Here is a 17721-nt window from a genome sequence, read left to right as displayed (position 1 = left end):
AATGATGCGGAGATAGACAAATTTACAGCCGATCGAACGGCAATTCGCCATTCTAAAAAGTTTACCTGTCAAATCCGGCCGAGTTCGTGAGTCATGTTGTAAATAAAATTACAACCTCAGAACAGCCCCGGTACTTCGCGCTGCGGCGTCGATGGGCGTGTCGGGATCAACAACTCCCGCTCGCTTTCCCGTGCCAGAAGCTGCGCCTGCGCCTGTGTTCGCTGCCCCGATGCCGATGCCGATGCCGACACCGGCGCGGCGGAGATCGGCGTGCACGACCGCCCGGCAAGGAAATCGAGCGCCTGCCGCGTCGAGGATTCCTGCGGATCGCCGAGCTGGTGGCTGATATCGTCGAACGCCTGGCAGCTCGCCTCGACCGTCCCGGCAAGACCGTTGTAATAATCGCCCTGGCGCGTGGCATTCTGCGTGGCGAAGGCGATCACGCGCAACCGATCGTCGCACTGCGCGCGGTCGAGCGCGATCTGCCCGACCGGCTTGCCATAGGTGTTGGTGCCGATCAGGCCGGCATTGCCGTGCAGATAGGGGATCGTGGAATTGATCACCAATTCGCTTGCCGATGCGGTGCCGCCGGTGCCGATGAACGCGATCCGCGTCGCGCCGACCGCTTCCGCCTGCGGAGAATAATTGCGGGTCCGGTTGTTGGAGGACTTCTCGGACCGGAAGGTCGTATAGCTGAGCACCTCCGACGTCGACCGGTTGCCCCCGAGCAAGTCACCGAACAGCTCGGCGATCGAAACCAGGCCACCGCCATTATAGCGCACATCGACAATGATGTCGGTGATGCCCTGCGCGCGGAACTGCGCGAAGGCGGCGCGCAACTGCGGATCGGCGGTCGAGATGAAGGTGCGCAGATTGACATAGCCGACCTTGCGTCCGCCATCGTCGATGATTTTCGCGCCATAGATTGACGACACTGGCCGCAGGTCGAAATCGGCCTTGGCGATGGTCACGGTGCGGCTGCCGCCGACGCCGCCCAATTGCAACACGCGCGCGGTGCCGACCGTATCGGGACCAAGCGCATTGATCAGCCCGGTCGTGCCCTCGGCGGCGAGGATCGCGCTGACCGTGCGCAGATTGGCGGAGCTGGTGCCGATCGCGAGGATTTCCGCGCCCCGGCCGACGCCATTGGCCTGCGCGGGCGTATTCTCGAAAGCTTCGGTGATGAACAGCCGCCCCGACGTGTCGAGCCCCAGGCGAAAGCCGAATCCGGCACTGGAGCCGGACTGATAATAGGCATCCTCCTCGGCGATCGAGGTCAGATAGGTGAAATAGCGATCGCGCCGCTGGCTGCGCGCCGTCGCCGTCAGCGCGTCGATATAGGCATCGACCGAGCCATAGGATGCCGGATTGAGGCCAGTCGGCAATGTCTCCGGGAAGAGATACCATTCACGAAGCTGCCCCGCCGCCCAATCCTGCCGTTCGCGAAGTGAGCAGCCCGCCACCGGTGTCGGTGTCGGCGTCGGTGTCGGGGTGGGCGTCGCCGTCGGCGTTGATCCCCCGCCCGATCCTGACGATCCGCCACCGCAAGCGGACAGCATCGCTGACAATGCCACAAGCGCAGCGATTGGACGACGGCGCATTCTCTATCTCCCCCAAGACATGACCTGCTTGTCGCAGAAATCGCCGCCGTGTCAGCAGGGAATGTTACCGCAGCGGATCAAGATGCCCCGCGCACCCGATGTCGCGGTACCGTCAATCGCCCGCGAAAGTCAGGGCGCTGACCCCGCGTTCGCGGTCGTTCATCACCAGCGTCCGCCCCGCCGGCGGCGCGGAGCGCTGCGGGCATCCGCCGCGCATGCAGGCCCGGCAGCCAAGGCCGATCGGTGTCGCTTCCCGCTTCAGGTCGATGCCGCGCGCCACCGCAAGCGAGCCGGCCTGCTCCGCCGCGACGCCCAGGCCGACCGCGAATTCCGCCGGCACCGCGCCATAATGCCGCCCCTGCGGCGATACCGACCGCGCGAGGGTCAGCCAGCGCGAGCCGTCCTCCAGCTCGACCAGCTGGACCGCAAGGCTGCCCGGGCGGTCGAACGCATGATGAATTCGCCACAAGGGACACCGCCCCTCCGCCTCGGCCAACGCCGCGCCGCTCGCGCCGGAAAAGCGCTTCGACGCCTGCCCCGCCCGGTCGATCCGCACCATGAAGAACGGCAGCCCGCGCGCCCCGACTCGCTGCAAGGTGGTCAGCCGGTGTGCGACCTGCTCGAATCCGGCGCCGAAACGCCGCTGGAGCAGTTCGAGGTCATAGCCGGTCGCCTCGCAGGCGCGCAGGAAGCGCATATAGGGCATCATCACCGCGGCGGCGAAATAGCTGGCGAGATGCCGCCGGTAGAGCCGCTCCGCCTGACGATCGGCAAAGCCGGCGCCCTTGGCCAGCGCCTCGATCTCGCCGCGCGCCTCGATCTGCGCGAGCTGATAGGCAGCGGCAAAGGTCCGCGATGCCGGGTCAAGCGTTTCGCTCAATTGCAACTGGCGCGCGTGCAGATCGGTGCGGCGCAGAAGATCGGGCATCACATCGACCGGCAGCACGCGGATGGTGAGCTGGTGCTTGACGCGCAGCCGGTCCGAGATCGCGCCATAAAGATCGCCGGCGCCAAGCCGCAGCTCTTCAGCCAGGGTCTCGGCCATCGTATCGAGATCGGCAAAATGCCCGCGCCACCGTTCGATTTCACGCCGCACCTCGCCGATCGGATCGGCCGCCAACACGCCCGGCGTGTCGCCACCGCCGACACCGATGCGGTCATAGGCGCGGGCAAATGCTTCCGCGCCGCCCGGAGCCCCGGCGAGCCACTCCTCGATTTCGTTACGATCGATCTCCAGGTCGGCGAAGATCGGATCGGCGAGGCGCCGGCGGATCGCCGATTCCCCTCCACCCGGCTCGCCCGCGGCCAGCGCGCGCGGATCGAAGTCGAATGTCTCCGCCAGCTTGACCAGCAGCGACGCCGACAAGGGCCGCTGATTCTTTTCGACCAGGTTGAGATAGCTGGGCGAAATCGCCAACGCCTCCGACATCGCTGCCTGAGTGAGGCCGGCTTGGCGCCGCAACCGGCGGATGGCGTGTCCGGCAAAGAGTTTACGATCGGCCATGACACCTCTTCACCGCGCAAATGCCCCAGGGCAGCGCATCCAATGTCATATCTTTACAAACATACAAAGAAATTGTCGATCTATCGTGACAACATGACCAAGCGGCATAATCATGGGGGCTGGAACAGCCGCGGAAACTGGGCGACTTGCACCTCAACTTCGCAGTGGTGGACAGGCGGATTTGTAAAGTCCGTCACTGCACTGCAAAGGCCTTGAGAGTTTCCTGGGGAGGAAAGGATGCCCGCCGCGCGCAATCGCGGCGGGCATTTCCGTTGGCGCCCAGGACATTGGACGCATAAGGCTGCCGAAAGGCAGGACAACGCACGATGTCGGCATCCAAACAAGGCGAATCCAATCTGGTCGTGCTGGCCGCGCTGGCCGCGAACCTCGGCATTGCCGTGGCCAAGTTCATCGCCGCCGGCATTTCCGGATCGTCGTCAATGCTGACCGAGGGATTCCATTCGGTCATCGACAGCCTCAACCAGATCCTGCTGCTCTATGGCCAGAAGCGCGGCAAACAGCCACCCGATGAGGAGCACCCGTTCGGCTATGGCCGGGAACTCTATTTCTGGGCCTTCGTCGTCGCGATCCTGATCTTCGCGGCCGGCGCGGGCATCTCGGTCTATGAGGGCTATGAACATTTCATCCACCCGGAGGAATTGACCAACCCGACGCTCAATTACGTCGTGCTCGGCGTGGCTTTCGTGCTGGAGGGGTCATCCTGGTTCATCGCCATGCGCGAATTCAACGTCACGCGCGGGTCGGTCGGCTGGTGGCAATCGATCCGGGAGTCGAAGGACCCGGCGGGGTTCATCATCCTGTTCGAGGACAGCGCGGCGCTCGCCGGCCTGATCATTGCCGCGACCGGCATCTGGGCAAGCCATTATTTCGCCGATCCGCGCCTCGACGGTATCGCCTCGATCGCGATCGGCCTGGTGCTGGCGCTGGTCGCGATCTTCCTCGCCCGTGAAGCCAAGGGCCTGCTGATCGGCGAAGGCGCCGATGCCGCGGTCGTCGCCAAGGTCCGCATGATCGTCGATCGCTATCCCGACATCACCACGGTCAATCACGTCCGCACGATCCACACCGCGCCGCAAAGGATCTTCGTCGCGATCAGCGCCGATTTCCGCGACACCCTGCCGATGGGCGAGGCCGAGACGCTGATCGAGCAGATCGAGGCCGAATTGAAGGCGGCCGAACCGATGCTGTCGTCAATCTATATCCGCCCGGAAAAAGCCGAAGACGCGCCGCGCCTCAATGTCGAGGCGACTGAAGGAGCCCCGATCGGCGATCGCTGACGCGCGGCGATTGCACGGGTTCGCACGCGGCACCTGGCGGCGCTCCGGCACACTGATCATATATTAACTATTTGATAAATAAGTATAATATTCCATCCCACTCATCCGAACGGCGGTGTCCCATATCTCTGCCGCCTGTCTTCGCGGTGCCGCTGACCGGGGCCTGAGATACGACACTACCGGTGTCCCATATCTCTGCCGCCTGTTTTCGCGACGCCGCGAACCGGGGGGCCCGAGATATGACACTACCGGTGTCCCATATCTCCCACCGCCCGCCCGCTCGATGAGCTGCCGGCGATTCAAGCATGACGCGGGATCGGGCATATCGTCGCTTGCCGGACCGATACCGGCGCGCTCTTTCTCAGTGTCGAAAACAGAATTGCTGCTGCGCGACGGCCTCGCGCATTGCCGGAAAGATCCGTGCGCCCGACGCAGAACCCGGCGCTTTGGAGCGGTTGCGAATTCAGCTGATCCATCCCTTGCGTTCGCCCTGAGCTTGTCGAAGCCTGCCCTGAGCGCCTGCCTTGCAGGCAGTCGAAGGGAGCCGTTCTTCTCTTTCCGACGGAGGAGGAAGAAGGACGGTGCTTCGACAAGCCCGGATCAAGTCCGGGGACGAACGGGTGAAGGCGATTCCACCCAAGTCGACGAGACCTAGCTCGCAGGCACGATCTCGACGACATCGAGGATGGATTCGAACTTCGGATAGGGCAGCGCGATCCGCCACCTCTTGTCGTCCACCCGGTCGATGATCCCCGCCATGTCACGATCAGCGTCGCGGCCGTAATCGAGCGCCGTCGTCTCGTCGCCAAACACCATCGTACCGAGGAACACGCCGCGCATATCGCCATCGGGAAACGCCAGCCCGACAGGCCGTTGCGCTCCGTTGGATTTGTAGAAACTCAACACCTCTCCCTCGGCGACGACGCGGCATCCGAACCAGGGATAGGCTGTGAAATCATGCGCCGCCGTGCCGTTGGCGCCGAGCTTGAACATCCGGCATCGATAATCCCCGGGTGGCGGCAGCGCGTTGCTCAAGGCCCGGTCGGGTTCGAACAACACGCCCTGCGCCGCGATCGCCGGGCCATTGCCCGACGCCTGCGCCTTGGCCAGCGCGGTCACCCAGGCGTCACGCCAGTTGCGCAGGCGGATCCGGTCGCCCTTGGTCGCCACCTGTCGCCAGTCCAGCGCGGCAGGGACAGATGCGGTGGCGGGACGGTCGCCCTTGCCACCACATGCCGTCAGCGCCGCGCAAGCGGCCAGGGCGAACCCGAATCTTTTCATCAATGCGCGACCCGTTTTTTTGACTCTGTGTCAGTCAACGAACCACGTCTCGCCATGGTTGCCAAGGCGTTTCCGGCTTTTGAGCGGTTTAGACGGTGCGAGCCCGCTCCCCCACCCGACCTCCCACAGAATAGGCTGGCTGGGAGGTCGGGTGGGGAGCGGGCTGGCGCCGTCTAAGAGATGTCAGCCGGTCAGGCGGCGGTCCAGCCGCCATCGACCGACAGGTTCGCACCCGTGATCGATTTCGCCGCATCGCCGCACAGATAAAGCGCCAGCGACGCCACCTGTTCGGGCGTGACGAACTCCTTGGTCGGCTGCGCGTCGAGCAGCACATCGTTGATCACCTGCTCACGCGTCAGCCCGCGCGACTTCATCGTGTCGGGAATCTGCCCTTCGACCAGAGGCGTCCAGACATAGCCGGGCGAAATGCAATTGACCGTGATGCCGTGCGTCGCCGTTTCCAGCGCGATCGTCTTGGTCAGGCCGGCAATGCCGTGCTTGGCCATGACATAGGCGCTCTTGTTGGGGCTCGCGACGAGCGAATGCGCCGAGGCGGTCGAGATGATCCGGCCCCATTTGGCCGCCTTCATCAACGGTACCGCGGCCTGGATCAGGTACCAGGCGGAGGTCAGATTGATCTTGATGATCGCCTCGAACTTGTCGGCCGGAAAATCCTCGATCGGCGCGACATGCTGGATGCCGGCATTGTTGACGATGATGTCGGGCCCGCCCAGCTCGGCATGGCAGCGCGCGACCATTGCCGCGATCTCATCCGGCTTGGTCATGTCGGCGGTGTCGTACAGCGCCTTGGCGCCGCTCGTCGCTTCAAGCGCGGCGCGTTCCGTCTCGATCTGCGCGGCATCGCCGAACCCGTTGATCACCACGCTCGCGCCCTCGGCGGCGAACGCCTTGGCATAAGCGAGGCCAATGCCCGACGTGGACCCGGTGACGATCGCGCTCTTGCCTTTGAGGAACATCGACAAACTCCTTTGCTGGAAACTTTAACGTGTGGTGAGATCGAACGCGGCGCTCTTGCCGGTCAGGATATTGGCGGCGACCAGCTGCGAATTGGCCATCGTCTCGGCCACCGCCAGCTGACCGGCTTCCCAATGTTCGCGCATCGTCCGCGCCGAAAATTCGAAGTCGCGGCTGCCGCCCTCCCACGCATTGGCGCGGTAGATCAGATGCACCAGATTGACCGGGTCCTCCGCCGCTCGCGCGGTCAGCGCGACGACGTCGGGGTCGTTGTGCATTTCCCTCGGCAGCTTCGCCAGCACCTTGCGGATCGCCTCGCGATCCTGCCTGAGGCGCATCAGCTGGCTCGAGACTTCACGTGTGCGGCTCGAAAAGCGGATTTCCTTTTCGCGCGCCATCACATCCATGATCGTCTTCATCTTCTCGGTCGTGGCCGAGAACAGGTCGATCTGGAACACCAGCAACTCGTCGGTCTGATTGTCGAGCACATGCGACAGCGGCGTGTTCGACACCAGGCCGCCATCCCACCATAACCGCCCGTCAATCTCGATTGGCGGCAATCCGGGCGGTAGCGCGCCCGACGCCATGATGTGGCGCGCATCGATGGTCCGCTCGGTCGTGTCGAAATACTGGAAATTGCCGCTCTCGACGTCGACCGCGCCGACCGAGAGCCGCACCGGGCCGTGGTTGAGCAGATCCCAGTCGATCAGTTCGTTCAGCGTATCCTTCAGCGGTGCGGAATCGTAGAAGCTCATTGCCTCCGGTGTCCCCGGCGTGGCGAACGCCGGCGAGATCATGCGCGGGGTGAAAAAGCCCGGCACTCCGGTCATCGCCACGAATCCTGCCGACCATTCATGGACGAACTCACGGACATGATCGTTGGGGAAAATCGGGAAGCTCGGCAGATAGCCGGTGACCGTGTCCCAGAATTTGGTCAGTCGCTCGACCCGGCGTTCCGGTGGATTGCCCGCGACGATCGCCGCATTGACCGCGCCGATCGAGATGCCGGCGACCCAGTCGATGCCGATGCCGCTCTCGGCCAGTCCTTCGATCACGCCGGCCTGATAGCTGCCCAGCGCGCCACCGCCTTGCAGCACGAGCGCCACGGTGTCGGGCAAGGGCAGCGCGCGCGCCTGGCGGCGTGGCTTCGGAGCGGGTTCGGTATCAGCCATCGTCAGTGCACATGGGCCGCGCAGCCTGACGGTTCAACGACAGTTTGATGAAATCGCCGTCACGTTTCGTGCAATCGTCCCAGCGCGGCGCCATCCGGGACTTGCAACCACCCCGCCCGCCGCGCATTCATCCTGCAACGGCAACGAACGGGACTTTCGCCATGCGGCTCGATGATTTCGATCCCAACATCAATGTCGAGGATCAGCGCGGCCAGGGCGGCGGCGGTTTCAACCTTGGCGGCGGCGGCGGCGGTGGCGGCCTGTTGCTTGGCCTGCTCCCGCTGGTGTTCAGCCGCTTCGGCTGTGCCGGCGTTGCGGTGTTGCTGGCGGTGATGTTCTTCTTCGGCGGCGGCCTTGGCGGCATCTCGCAGCTTTCCGCACCGAGCGCGCCGGTCGGCCAGCAACAGCCACGCGTCAGCGACGGCACCGCCGCGTCGGCCTGCACCACCGACGCCTCGGCGCGCGCGGCGTGCAACGCGTTCAGTTCAGCCGACAAGACCTGGCAGCAATTGCTCGGCAGCAATTTCCGCGCGCCCAAGCTGGTGTTCTTCGGTGGCCAGGGCCAGTCGGGCTGCGGCGCGGCGCAATCGGCGATGGGCCCGTTCTACTGCCCGAGCGACCAGGGCATCTATCTCGACACCAGCTTCTTCGCCGAACTGGAACAGCGTTTCGGTGCGCGCGGTGATTTCGCGCAGGATTATGTCATCGCGCATGAATTCGGCCATCATATCCAGAATCTGCTCGGCACGTCCGACAAGGTGCAGTCGGCGATGCAGCGCAGCAGCCGCACCGAGGGCAATAAGCTGTCGGTCAAGCTCGAGCTGCAGGCGGATTGCTATGCCGGGGTGTGGGCCGCGCAAAATCGCGACCGGATGGAGCCGGGCGACCTGGAGGAAGGGTTGACCGCCGCCCAGGCGATCGGCGACGACACGCTGCAGCGCGAGGCACAGGGCCGCGTCGTGCCCGACAGCTTCACGCATGGCAGCTCGGCGCAGCGCCAGGCATGGCTGAAGCGCGGGATCGACAGCGGCGACCCGCGCCAGTGCGACACATTCAATGAGGGACTATGAGGATCAGACGTGTGGCCGATGCCGATCGGCCGAGATTGTTCGAGCTGTGGCAGGCGGCGGTTCACGCGACGCATGATTTCCTGACGCCCGACGACCTTGCCGGGATCACCGAGATGGTCCGGACCGACTATTTCCCGGCCGCCTCCTTCACCGTGGCGGTCGATGGGGGCGACCGGCCGCTCGGCTTTATCGATGTCGAGGACGGCACGGCGATTAACGCGCTGTTCGTCGATCCGGCCTGCCATGGCCAGGGCATTGGCCGCGCCCTGGTCGATGCCGCCCTGCCGCAGGGCGTCCCGCTGACCGTCGAGGTGAATGAGCAGAACGGCGCTGCGCGCGCGGTTTACGAGCATTGGGGCTTTCGCACGATCGACCGCAAGCCGCTCGATGGCGAAGGCCGTCCCTACCCGTTGCTGGTGATGCGCCGGGACTGAACTGGGCAAGAAAATCCCCTCTCCCGGATCCGGGAGAGGGGAGGAGCGCGGAACACAGGCGAGAGCAAGAAAGGGAAATCGCCCACAACTTGCGCTCCGGCGCAACTGCCCTTCCCCCGCGGGAGAAGGGCAATCAGCGATCAATAAGTGCCGGAAAAGCTTCGGTTAAGGATGTGCGGTCCCTTGGCATCGTCGGTTCCGTCGCGATCTTCGCCGAAAAATGCCTGGTTGCGCTCTTCGTCACGCCAGTGCGACTTGGCCTCCTCCGCGGTCTTGCGGACCTTGACCTTATCGTCGACGCTGTCGATCCAGCGTGACGGGATCGAGTGATGCCGCCCGCCGGCGTCCGGATCGCTCTTGGTCAGCACGATCCGATCGCCGCGCACCTTGTCGACGGTGCCGATATGCTCGCCGTCCGATCCGACCACCTCCATATGCTCGGCCACACTGGACAGCGAGGAGCGCTGGGTCTGGCGCTCATTGCGCCAGGTGCCGAATTCATTCTCGAATTTCGACCGATTTTCCTGGCGATATTCGTGATAGTCGCGGTCAAGTGCCTCGATCTGACCACGGCGCCAGCTGTGATAATCCGCGTCACGGGCATAGGGGCTGGTCCAGCCACCCTGGCGCTCGTCATGGCGTGAGTCGAGCTCACGGCGGCGCTCCGCTTCCTCATCGCCGAACCAGGAGCGGACCTCGTCCCCTGCCCGGTTCAGGAAACCGCGCTCCTCATAGTCATAGCCCTGCGGCTGACGGCCATAACCGCGGTCGCGCTGGCCCTCAGCGCGTTGCTGGTCGGCTTCGGCGAAACGATGGCCGTCCGAGGCATAGCTGCCCTGATAGTTGCGATCCGGATAGCCCCGGTCCTGATATCCCCGGTCCTGGTATCCACGGTCGCGTCGATAGCCGCGCGGCTGGCCATAGCCCGACTGTCCGGCGAGCCGCTGCTCGCGTTCCGCATAATTGGCATGGCCATAGTCGCGCTGGCCGTAGCGGGCGCGCTCATCGTCCCACCCCTGCCCATATTCGCCGGCCGCCGCATAGTCGCGTGCGCTGGGATAAGGCCCCCCGCGGTCGAAGCCATAACCACGATCGGTGTCCTGCGGGTCGCGGGCGCCATAATATTCGCCCTGCTGCCCGGCGATGCGGGGATTGCGTTCATAACCCATGATAAGGTCCTTTCAGTTAAGGGTCCTGCGGGTCGTGGGTGCGTCGTATCGCGCACCCGACCGACTCCAGAAGAAGGGCTGAAAGAGCCTTTTGTTCCGACACTTGGCCGATCCGCTTCACACGTCGTCGCCTGCCTCGCGCGGCTCGACGCAATGTCGTCTCTCATGGCGGTGGGGGACCCGGTTGCATCCCGGAAAAAGCCTCGTTAGAGGCGACACTCCGGCTATGCCGGGGTGGAGCGGGGCTGTAGCTCAGATGGGAGAGCGCTGCAATCGCACTGCAGAGGTCAGGGGTTCGATTCCCCTCAGCTCCACCAGACCTGCCGCACCTGATGCAGTCTTTTCTGCATAAATATAGCCTGCCGCCCGTGCCCATTCGCCGCTTAGCCGCGTTCACCATGCGCCCGATCCCGGGTGACGGAGAGTCCCGATATGTCCGATCCCTTTTCATCCTGGCTCCGCCTCGCCTCGATCTGGACAGATATGTCGCGCACGGGGCTGCGCGCGATGGAAACACTTGCGGCATCGAACAGCGTGGTCGAGCGCCGCACTGACATGATCGACACGGCGATGCGCAATCCGCTGGCCGGGGATTATGCCGAATTCTCGCGTATGATCCCGGAAAAGGTCGACGCCTTTTCGAAGTCGGGCCTGGCGATGGCCAATGAATGGTGGTCGATGCAATCCGCTTTGTTGACCGAAGTCCAAGCCTTCTGGGGCATCGCATTGCGCGGCCGTGCACCGACTTTGGCGGAGATGAGCACCGCTGGCTCGCGTGCCACAAGCTATGCGCTCAGCACCGCCGAGCGCAGCGCGAAGCTCGGCGCGCTCGGCCTTGCGCCAATCCACAAACAGGCGACCGCCAATGCGCGACGGCTCAAGCGGAAGAATTCGTCCTGATCGAAAGCAAGTCTGCCGAAAAATGCGGACCTTAAGGATGTGCCCGGCGGTTGAACGGGCACATCCAAAGGAAACGCACCATGGCCACCAAGAACGACGTGAAGCCCGACACGATCAAACCAGGCAATGGCGGCGAGACTCACCAGCAGGCGGGTAATGAGGCAGCGACCGGCCTGACCACCAATCAGGGCATCCGTGTCTCAGACAATCAGAACCAGCTCAAGGCCGGCGCGCGCGGGCCGGTGCTGCTTGAAGATTTCGTGCTGCGCGAAAAGATCTTCCATTTCGACCATGAGCGCATCCCGGAACGCATCGTCCATGCCCGTGGCTCGGCCGCGCATGGCTATTTCGAACTGTATGAAAGCCTGGCCGATATCACCAAGGCCGATCTGTTCCAGCGTGCCGGCGAGAAAACGCCGCTGTTCACGCGCTTCTCCACCGTGGCCGGCGGCGCCGGATCAGTCGATACGCCCCGCGACGTGCGCGGCTTTGCGGTCAAATTCTATACTCAGGAGGGCAATTGGGATCTGGTCGGCAACAATATCCCGGTGTTCTTCATCCAGGACGCGATCAAATTCCCCGACCTGATCCATTCAGTGAAGATGGAGGCGCAGACCGGCTATCCCCAGGCGGCCTCGGCGCACGACACCTTCTGGGATTTCATCAGCCTGATGCCGGAATCTACTCACATGATCATGTGGGCAATGTCCGACCGCACCATCCCGCGCTCGCTGCGCACGATGGAGGGCTTCGGCATCCACACCTTCCGGCTGGTCAATGCGAAGGGCAAATCGACCTTCGTCAAATTCCATTGGAAGCCCAAACAGGGCGTGCAGTCGACTTGCTGGGACGAAGCGGTGAAGATCGCCGGCGCCGATCCCGATTTCCACCGTCGCGATCTGTTCGAGGCGATCGATCGCGGCGACTTCCCCGAATGGGAGCTGGGCATCCAGGCGTTCGACCAGGCATTCGCCGACAGCCTGCCGTTCGACGTGCTTGATCCGACCAAGATCATCCCGGAGGAAGTGCTGCCGGTGCGGCTGATCGGGCGCATGGTGCTTGATCGCTATCCCGACAATTTCTTCGCCGAGTCCGAGCAGGTCGCCTATTGCCCGGCGAACATCGTTCCCGGTGTGGATTTCACCAACGATCCGCTGCTGCAGGGTCGGCTTTTCTCCTATCTCGACACACAGAAGTCGCGGCTCGGTACGGCCAACTTCCATCAGCTGCCGATCAATGCGCCAAAATGCCCGGTGATGAATTTCCAGCGCGACGGCCAGATGCAGATGGCCGTGCCCAAGGGCCGCGCCAATTATGAGCCGAACAGCCTGTCCGAAGCAGGTGAAGAAGGCGGCCCGCGCGAATGCCCGATGAGCGGGTTCACGACCTTTACCGGCCGCGCCGCCGAGGATGAGCAAGGCGACAAGCTGCGTATCCGGCCCGACAGCTTCGCCGATCATTACAGCCAGGCGCGACTGTTCTTCCGTTCGCTTGCAACACCAGAACAGGCGCATCTCGCCTCGGCGCTGGTGTTCGAATTATCCAAGGTCGGGCTGGAGCATGTCCGCACGCGGATGCTATCCAACCTGGTCAATGTCGATCCTGACCTGGCGAAGCGTGTCGCCACCGGGCTCAACATGGCGCTGCCCAAGGCGTCCAAGGCCGCCAAGCCGGCCCAGGATCTCGATCCGTCCCCTGCCCTGCGCATCGTCGAAGGGCCCCGCGCACCGCAGGATATCCTCGGACATTCGATTGCGGTGCTGATTGCCGATGGGTCGGACGCCAAGGTCGTCGCGAACATGACCAGGGCAATCACCGATGCCGGGGCCCGTGCGGTGATCGTCGCGCCGCGTGTCGGTGGTGCGAAACTGTCCGATGGATCATTGCTCAAGGCCGATGCGCAGCTCGCCGGCTATCCCTCGGTCCTTGCCGATGCGATCGTCGTCGCGCTCTCCGACAAAGGTTGCGCGGCGCTGCTCAAGGAAGCGGCGGCAGTGCAATTCGTGATGGATGCGTTCGGTCATCTCAAGGCGATCGGTCACACAGCCGAGGCCCAGCCGCTGCTCGACAAGGCCGGCGTTGCGCCCGACGATGGCGTGGTGCCGCTCGACAAGAATTTTACTACCGCTGCCGCCAAGCGCTATTGGGCGCGCGAGCCGGGCGTGCGTACGCTTGCCTGATGGCGGATGAGATCGAAGACCTGCGGCGGCGCATGGAAACCGCCGCCGCAGCGCTCGATTTCGAGGAAGCCCGCCGGCTGCGTGACCAACTCAGCCTGTTGCGGGGCGGCGCCTCGCCGGAGGAGATTGCCGATATCGACACATCGGGCATTGCACGCCAGCAGCCAGGCGCGATGGGACTCGGCACCAGCCAGCAGCGCATGACCCCGCCACCCGGCTGGAAACCGCCCAAAAAGCCCGACCCGATGACTCGGAGCACGGGCAGCAAGCGCAAGTGAGCGAACTCAGTCGTCCCCCACCCAGATCGGCGGTTTGTGCCACCACCATTCGATTGCCGCCTCGAGCTGATAGGCAAGTGCAAGCAACAACGCCTCGCCACCGGGCCGCGTTGCGAACTGTATGCCGATCGGCAACCCATTGTCGCTGAAGCCCATCGGCAGGCTGATTGACGGCGTCCCGGCGAAATTGTCGATCCAGCAATAGCCGGCATAGTCAACGAGATGATCGCGCTGGTCGAGCCACGCCACATCGGGGCCGAACACCCCGATCCGGACGACCTCCGTGCCGAACGTCGGGGTCATCCAGATGTCGATGTCGCCCAGCCGGTCGAGATAGGCCGCGACCACCCTTTCCATCCGCAGCCAGGCGGCAGCAAACCGGTCATCGTCGATCCCGTTTCCCGCCGCCACCAGCGTCGCCGAGCGATATTCGAGGTCCTCGGGGGCGATCGCGATTCCGATTGCATCGACAAGGACCTCGAGTCGGCGCGGAAACATGCCCTCGGTGATATCGTTCAGCGTCGCGATCGTCTCGGGCCCGTCGAACGGCAGGCGGCCATCGGCGACTTTGTGGCCCACCCGTCCGAGCAGATCGATCGTGTCAGAAAAGACGCGGCCGACGCTGGCGTCCGGTGCTGCGCCGGTGCGCATGACCCGGCTATAGGCATGGATACGAAGCGTGCGGTCGATCGGCGCGGTGACCAGCGGCACGGGTGTGAAGGCAGCCCCCGGCGCGCGCGTCTGAGTCGCTTCCAGCCAGGCGGCGGTATCGCGCACGGTTCGGCTCACGCAGCCATTCACGCTCAGGTCGGAAATCGCGCGCAGCGCCTCGTCGCCGATATTGCGGCCGCGCGACGGCTTAAGCCCGACCAAGCCGCAAGGCGCGGCGCCGTGGCGGATCGAACCGAGCCCGTCGCTGCCATGCGCGACCGGCACCACGCCCGCCGCCACCGCCGCCGATCCGCCGCCCGAGGATCCGCCCGGCGTATGGTCCAAGCTCCAGGGATTGCGCGTCGCGCCGACCAGTGGGGATTCGGTCACTACATTCAGCCCCAGTTCGGGCATCGCCGATCGGGCGATCGAGATCAGGCCTGCATCGGCGATCGCACGGGTATAGGGTCCATCGGCGGGCGCGATGTAATGGCTCAGCGCGGCGGCACCCCAGGTTGCGGGTAGCCCCTTTTCAGTGATCATGTCCTTGATCAGCGTCGGGATGCCGGCGAGCGGCCCGGTGCGCGATTCCCGCGCTTGTCCGCGCGCGCGCTCGAAACAGGGCCAGGCGATGAAGTTGAGCTGCGGATTGACCGCTTCGGCGCGCTCGATGGCGCATTCCACCAGTGCCGCGGATGTAGTGCGTCCCGCCGCGATTGCGTCGCGCATGCCGATCATGTCGGTCGGGCGAGTGCCGGTCGATAGGGTCGTCGTCATGCTTTTTCTCCTGAAAGCTGGGACCGGATGGACCGGATCGTCGCGGCATAGTGCCGCGGGGCGAGCGAGATCAGTATGGCCGAGCCGATCAGGGCCGGCACGCAGACGATCGCGATCGCCTGCAACATACCATGCGATCCCGTGATCAGGCTCGACATTGCCCCGATCGCGATCGGCGACACGGCCAGCGCCAGGCCGTTGGTGATTCCCAGGATCGCCAGCACCCGCGATCTCAGGTGCGGCGGCGCGAGATCCTGCAGCAAGCCCGGCATCAGCGAGGATGCGGCGACCCCGGTCGCGCCCAGGATCGCGGCAATGACGTAAGCCTGAAACGGCGAGGCGGCGAAGGGCAGGAACAGTGCCGGAAGCGGCGCCATCAGGATGAAGATCCGGGCGAGCCTGATCGGTTCCAGATTGGCGACGCCGCGCCCGATCTTGAGCGCGATGGGCGGCAGGAATATGCCGATCAGCGTTGCGATCGTGATCACCGTGCCAAGGCCGACGCCGACGGTCGTCGGGTCAATGCCGAACGCGCGCGGCAACGCGAGCGGGAACCAGATCAGGCAGGATGTCATGGCCACCGCCGTCGCAAAGATCGACCCGAACAGACAGACCAACGTCCGCCAATGCGCCTTTGCATAGGGCAGGAAGTCGATCATCGTCGCATCGTCGCCGATGTGCTTCAGCGGCCCGGAATCGAGCGTCCGGCCGCGCGGCATGGTCGCGACGAGCAGAAAGAATATGGGCCCGAGCAGCGCCACCGCCATCATCGCGATACGCCAGGTATCGACCCCGACGAGCCAGGCCGGCAAAGCGTTCTGCGAATGCGCCAGCCATTGCAGGATGGCGCCGCCGGCGGCCATGCCGAGACCGGCGCCAAGCAAGGATCCACCGTAGAAGATGAAGTTGGCGGTGTTGCGCTGCCGCTCCGGAAACAGATCGGGAATGATCGCGAAGATGATCGGCGCCAGCCCCGCTTCGCCAATGGCGATCCCGATCGTACCGAGGAACAGGCCGCCAAAACTGTTCTGGAACGCGCAGAAGCCGGTCGCCAGCGACCAGCAGGCAACCCCGATCGCAAGGATGAGCCGGCGCCCGAACCGGTCCGCCAGCCATCCCATCGGATAGCTCGCGACACAGGCGAAGATCGCCATGCCGAGGCCCTGCAGCATGCCGAGCTGGAAGTCGGTGAAACCAAGCGATGTCTGCAGCGACGGCGCAATCAGGCTGAGCATCTGCCGCACGACATAGGCCAAGAGCGTCGTCATCAGCAGGACGACAAGGCCATACCACGCCCATGCCCCGGCCCCGGGCGACACAGAGTCAGTCCACTCTCCCTCAGGCAGCGAAGGCCCCTCCTGATCGGCCAATGTTAGGCTCACCATCGCCATTCTCTCCCTGCCCTTATCGCCAATGTGCCTCAGGCTTATATGCCCCTCATAAACAAACAAGTTGACTTTATTGTCAAGTAGGGGAATGCCTGCCACATAAGGAGAAGAGAGGCGATGACGGGTGGCCGCCCACGCTTCCAACGCGGTGGAGAGGATCGATGCAGTTTTCCGTTCGTGCGTCCCTGGAGCAATTCACGCTCGCCCATCCCGGCGGCGAGGGCCAGCTGAAGATCAGCGTTGCGGCACCGGCGGTGGAACCACCAAATGCCGGGGTACCCGTCCTGTACGTGGTCGATGGCGATTTCCTTTTCGGTATTGCCGCGGAAATCGCCCGGGTGCTGTCGAGCGTCGCCGGCTTTCCGGCCTGCTATGTCGTCGGCATCGGGTATGACGCGGCCTATCTCGACTTCCTGAAACTGCGCACCGCAGACCTCTCGCCGCCGATAAGCGTAACGGCGCTTGAGGAGCTGGGCGCGCTCGGGACGATGATCGGCGGCGACCATAATGGCGGCGCGGATGCGTTTCTTGCTTTCCTGGTCGACACGCTGCGGCCCGAGATTGCCACCCGCTATCCCCTGACGGTGGGCGGCGAGCGGGTCTTGTTCGGTCATTCGCTGGGCGGACTCTTTAGCGCCCATGCTCTGCTGACCCGGCCTGAGACCTTTTCCGCTTTCCTCACCAGCAGCCCGTCTTTGTGGTGGGACAGCTTCTCGATCTTCGGGAGGATGCCGGCATTCCAGAAGCGCCTCCGCGCCCTGCCCGTCCCGCCGCGCGTGTTCGTCGATGTCGGGGCCAGGGAGCAGGATCCGCCGAAAAGCGTACCGCCCGAACTCGGCATGACACTTGAGGAAGCGCAGGCGCAGATCCGCGCCTCGCGCATGGTCGATGCGGCGAAGGAGTTCGCCGATGCGCTGAGCGCGGCCGGAGTCGCCGACCTGCGCCACATCGCCTTTGCCGAGGATGACCATGTCTCGGTCGCGCCAGGCGCCATTCTTCACGGCCTGCGCTTCGCGCTGGGGCACGAAAAATAAGGGGGAGGA

15 protein-coding genes and 1 tRNA gene are annotated in these 17721 nt (G+C 64.3%); 8 read left to right on the top strand and 8 right to left on the bottom strand.

What is annotated here, in order from left to right; all coding sequences use genetic code 11:
* Window positions 1-116: 116 nt before the first annotated feature.
* The gene (locus tag ACRECS_RS12990) at window positions 117-1601 is read right to left on the bottom strand and encodes a S41 family peptidase (RefSeq protein ID WP_431583389.1); all 1485 of its coding nucleotides are present in this window, start codon (window positions 1599-1601) and stop codon (window positions 117-119) included.
* Window positions 1602-1713: 112 nt separating this feature from the next.
* On the bottom strand, window positions 1714-3105 hold the full coding sequence (locus ACRECS_RS12985; RefSeq protein ID WP_431583388.1) for a helix-turn-helix domain-containing protein: 1392 nt from the start codon (window positions 3103-3105) through the stop codon (window positions 1714-1716).
* A gap of 326 nt (window positions 3106-3431) precedes the next feature.
* On the opposite strand from ACRECS_RS12985, the gene ACRECS_RS12980 reads away from it, so the two are divergent.
* The gene (locus ACRECS_RS12980; protein ID WP_431583387.1) at window positions 3432-4403 is read left to right on the top strand and encodes a cation diffusion facilitator family transporter; all 972 of its coding nucleotides are present in this window, start codon (window positions 3432-3434) and stop codon (window positions 4401-4403) included.
* Between the two features lie 651 nt (window positions 4404-5054).
* Here ACRECS_RS12980 and ACRECS_RS12975 read toward each other — a convergent pair.
* From ACRECS_RS12975 to ACRECS_RS12965, 3 genes are all read right to left on the bottom strand, one after another.
* Complete coding sequence (locus tag ACRECS_RS12975; protein WP_431583386.1) at window positions 5055-5684, bottom strand: DUF4893 domain-containing protein; 630 nt, start codon at window positions 5682-5684, stop codon at window positions 5055-5057.
* A gap of 191 nt (window positions 5685-5875) precedes the next feature.
* Window positions 5876-6661 (bottom strand): 3-hydroxybutyrate dehydrogenase, encoded by a 786-nt coding sequence (locus ACRECS_RS12970; RefSeq protein ID WP_431583385.1) that lies wholly within the window; start codon window positions 6659-6661, stop codon window positions 5876-5878.
* Window positions 6662-6685: 24 nt separating this feature from the next.
* A complete protein-coding gene (locus ACRECS_RS12965; RefSeq protein ID WP_431583384.1) occupies window positions 6686-7831 on the bottom strand; it encodes a patatin-like phospholipase family protein in 1146 nt (381 codons plus the stop codon).
* A 161-nt stretch (window positions 7832-7992) separates the two neighbouring features.
* Here ACRECS_RS12965 and ypfJ point away from each other — a divergent pair, with 161 nt between their 5' ends.
* A complete protein-coding gene (gene ypfJ, locus ACRECS_RS12960; protein WP_431583383.1) occupies window positions 7993-8901 on the top strand; it encodes a KPN_02809 family neutral zinc metallopeptidase in 909 nt (302 codons plus the stop codon).
* On the top strand, window positions 8898-9335 hold the full coding sequence (locus ACRECS_RS12955; protein ID WP_431583382.1) for an acetyltransferase: 438 nt from the start codon (window positions 8898-8900) through the stop codon (window positions 9333-9335). The genes ypfJ and ACRECS_RS12955 overlap by 4 nt, the downstream gene beginning before the upstream one ends.
* A gap of 140 nt (window positions 9336-9475) precedes the next feature.
* Here ACRECS_RS12955 and ACRECS_RS12950 read toward each other — a convergent pair whose 3' ends face one another.
* Window positions 9476-10504, bottom strand: coding sequence for a DUF2171 domain-containing protein (locus ACRECS_RS12950; protein ID WP_431583381.1), 1029 nt, complete (start codon window positions 10502-10504; stop codon window positions 9476-9478).
* Between the two features lie 241 nt (window positions 10505-10745).
* On the opposite strand from ACRECS_RS12950, the gene ACRECS_RS12945 reads away from it, so the two are divergent.
* The 4 genes from ACRECS_RS12945 to ACRECS_RS12930 all read left to right on the top strand — a co-directional run bounded on the left by ACRECS_RS12945 (window position 10746) and on the right by ACRECS_RS12930 (window position 13862).
* Window positions 10746-10821: transfer RNA gene (locus ACRECS_RS12945), tRNA-Ala, on the top strand.
* A gap of 115 nt (window positions 10822-10936) precedes the next feature.
* The gene (locus ACRECS_RS12940; protein WP_431583380.1) at window positions 10937-11404 is read left to right on the top strand and encodes a hypothetical protein; all 468 of its coding nucleotides are present in this window, start codon (window positions 10937-10939) and stop codon (window positions 11402-11404) included.
* 80 nt (window positions 11405-11484) lie between these two features.
* Window positions 11485-13584: a catalase gene (locus ACRECS_RS12935; RefSeq protein ID WP_431583379.1), complete on the top strand. Its 2100-nt coding sequence runs from the start codon at window positions 11485-11487 to the stop codon at window positions 13582-13584.
* On the top strand, window positions 13584-13862 hold the full coding sequence (locus tag ACRECS_RS12930) for a UvrB/UvrC motif-containing protein (protein ID WP_431583378.1): 279 nt from the start codon (window positions 13584-13586) through the stop codon (window positions 13860-13862). Before ACRECS_RS12935 ends, ACRECS_RS12930 begins: the two co-directional genes overlap by 1 nt.
* A 6-nt stretch (window positions 13863-13868) precedes the next feature.
* Here ACRECS_RS12930 and ACRECS_RS12925 read toward each other — a convergent pair whose 3' ends face one another.
* Together ACRECS_RS12925 and ACRECS_RS12920 are read right to left on the bottom strand one after the other, a co-directional pair.
* Window positions 13869-15290: an amidase family protein gene (locus ACRECS_RS12925; protein WP_431583377.1), complete on the bottom strand. Its 1422-nt coding sequence runs from the start codon at window positions 15288-15290 to the stop codon at window positions 13869-13871.
* Complete coding sequence (locus tag ACRECS_RS12920; RefSeq protein ID WP_431583376.1) at window positions 15287-16558, bottom strand: MFS transporter; 1272 nt, start codon at window positions 16556-16558, stop codon at window positions 15287-15289. The genes ACRECS_RS12925 and ACRECS_RS12920 overlap by 4 nt, the downstream gene beginning before the upstream one ends.
* 281 nt (window positions 16559-16839) lie before the next feature.
* Here ACRECS_RS12920 and ACRECS_RS12915 point away from each other — a divergent pair, with 281 nt between their 5' ends.
* Window positions 16840-17712, top strand: coding sequence for an alpha/beta hydrolase (locus ACRECS_RS12915; protein ID WP_431583375.1), 873 nt, complete (start codon window positions 16840-16842; stop codon window positions 17710-17712).
* Window positions 17713-17721 lie beyond the last annotated feature (9 nt).

It is taken from the genome of Sphingomonas sp., assembly GCF_050725575.1.
GTDB lineage: Bacteria > Pseudomonadota > Alphaproteobacteria > Sphingomonadales > Sphingomonadaceae > Sphingomonas.
The sequence above is the reverse complement of the archived record's forward strand: the minus strand, read 5'-3'. Positions and strand labels throughout refer to the sequence as shown.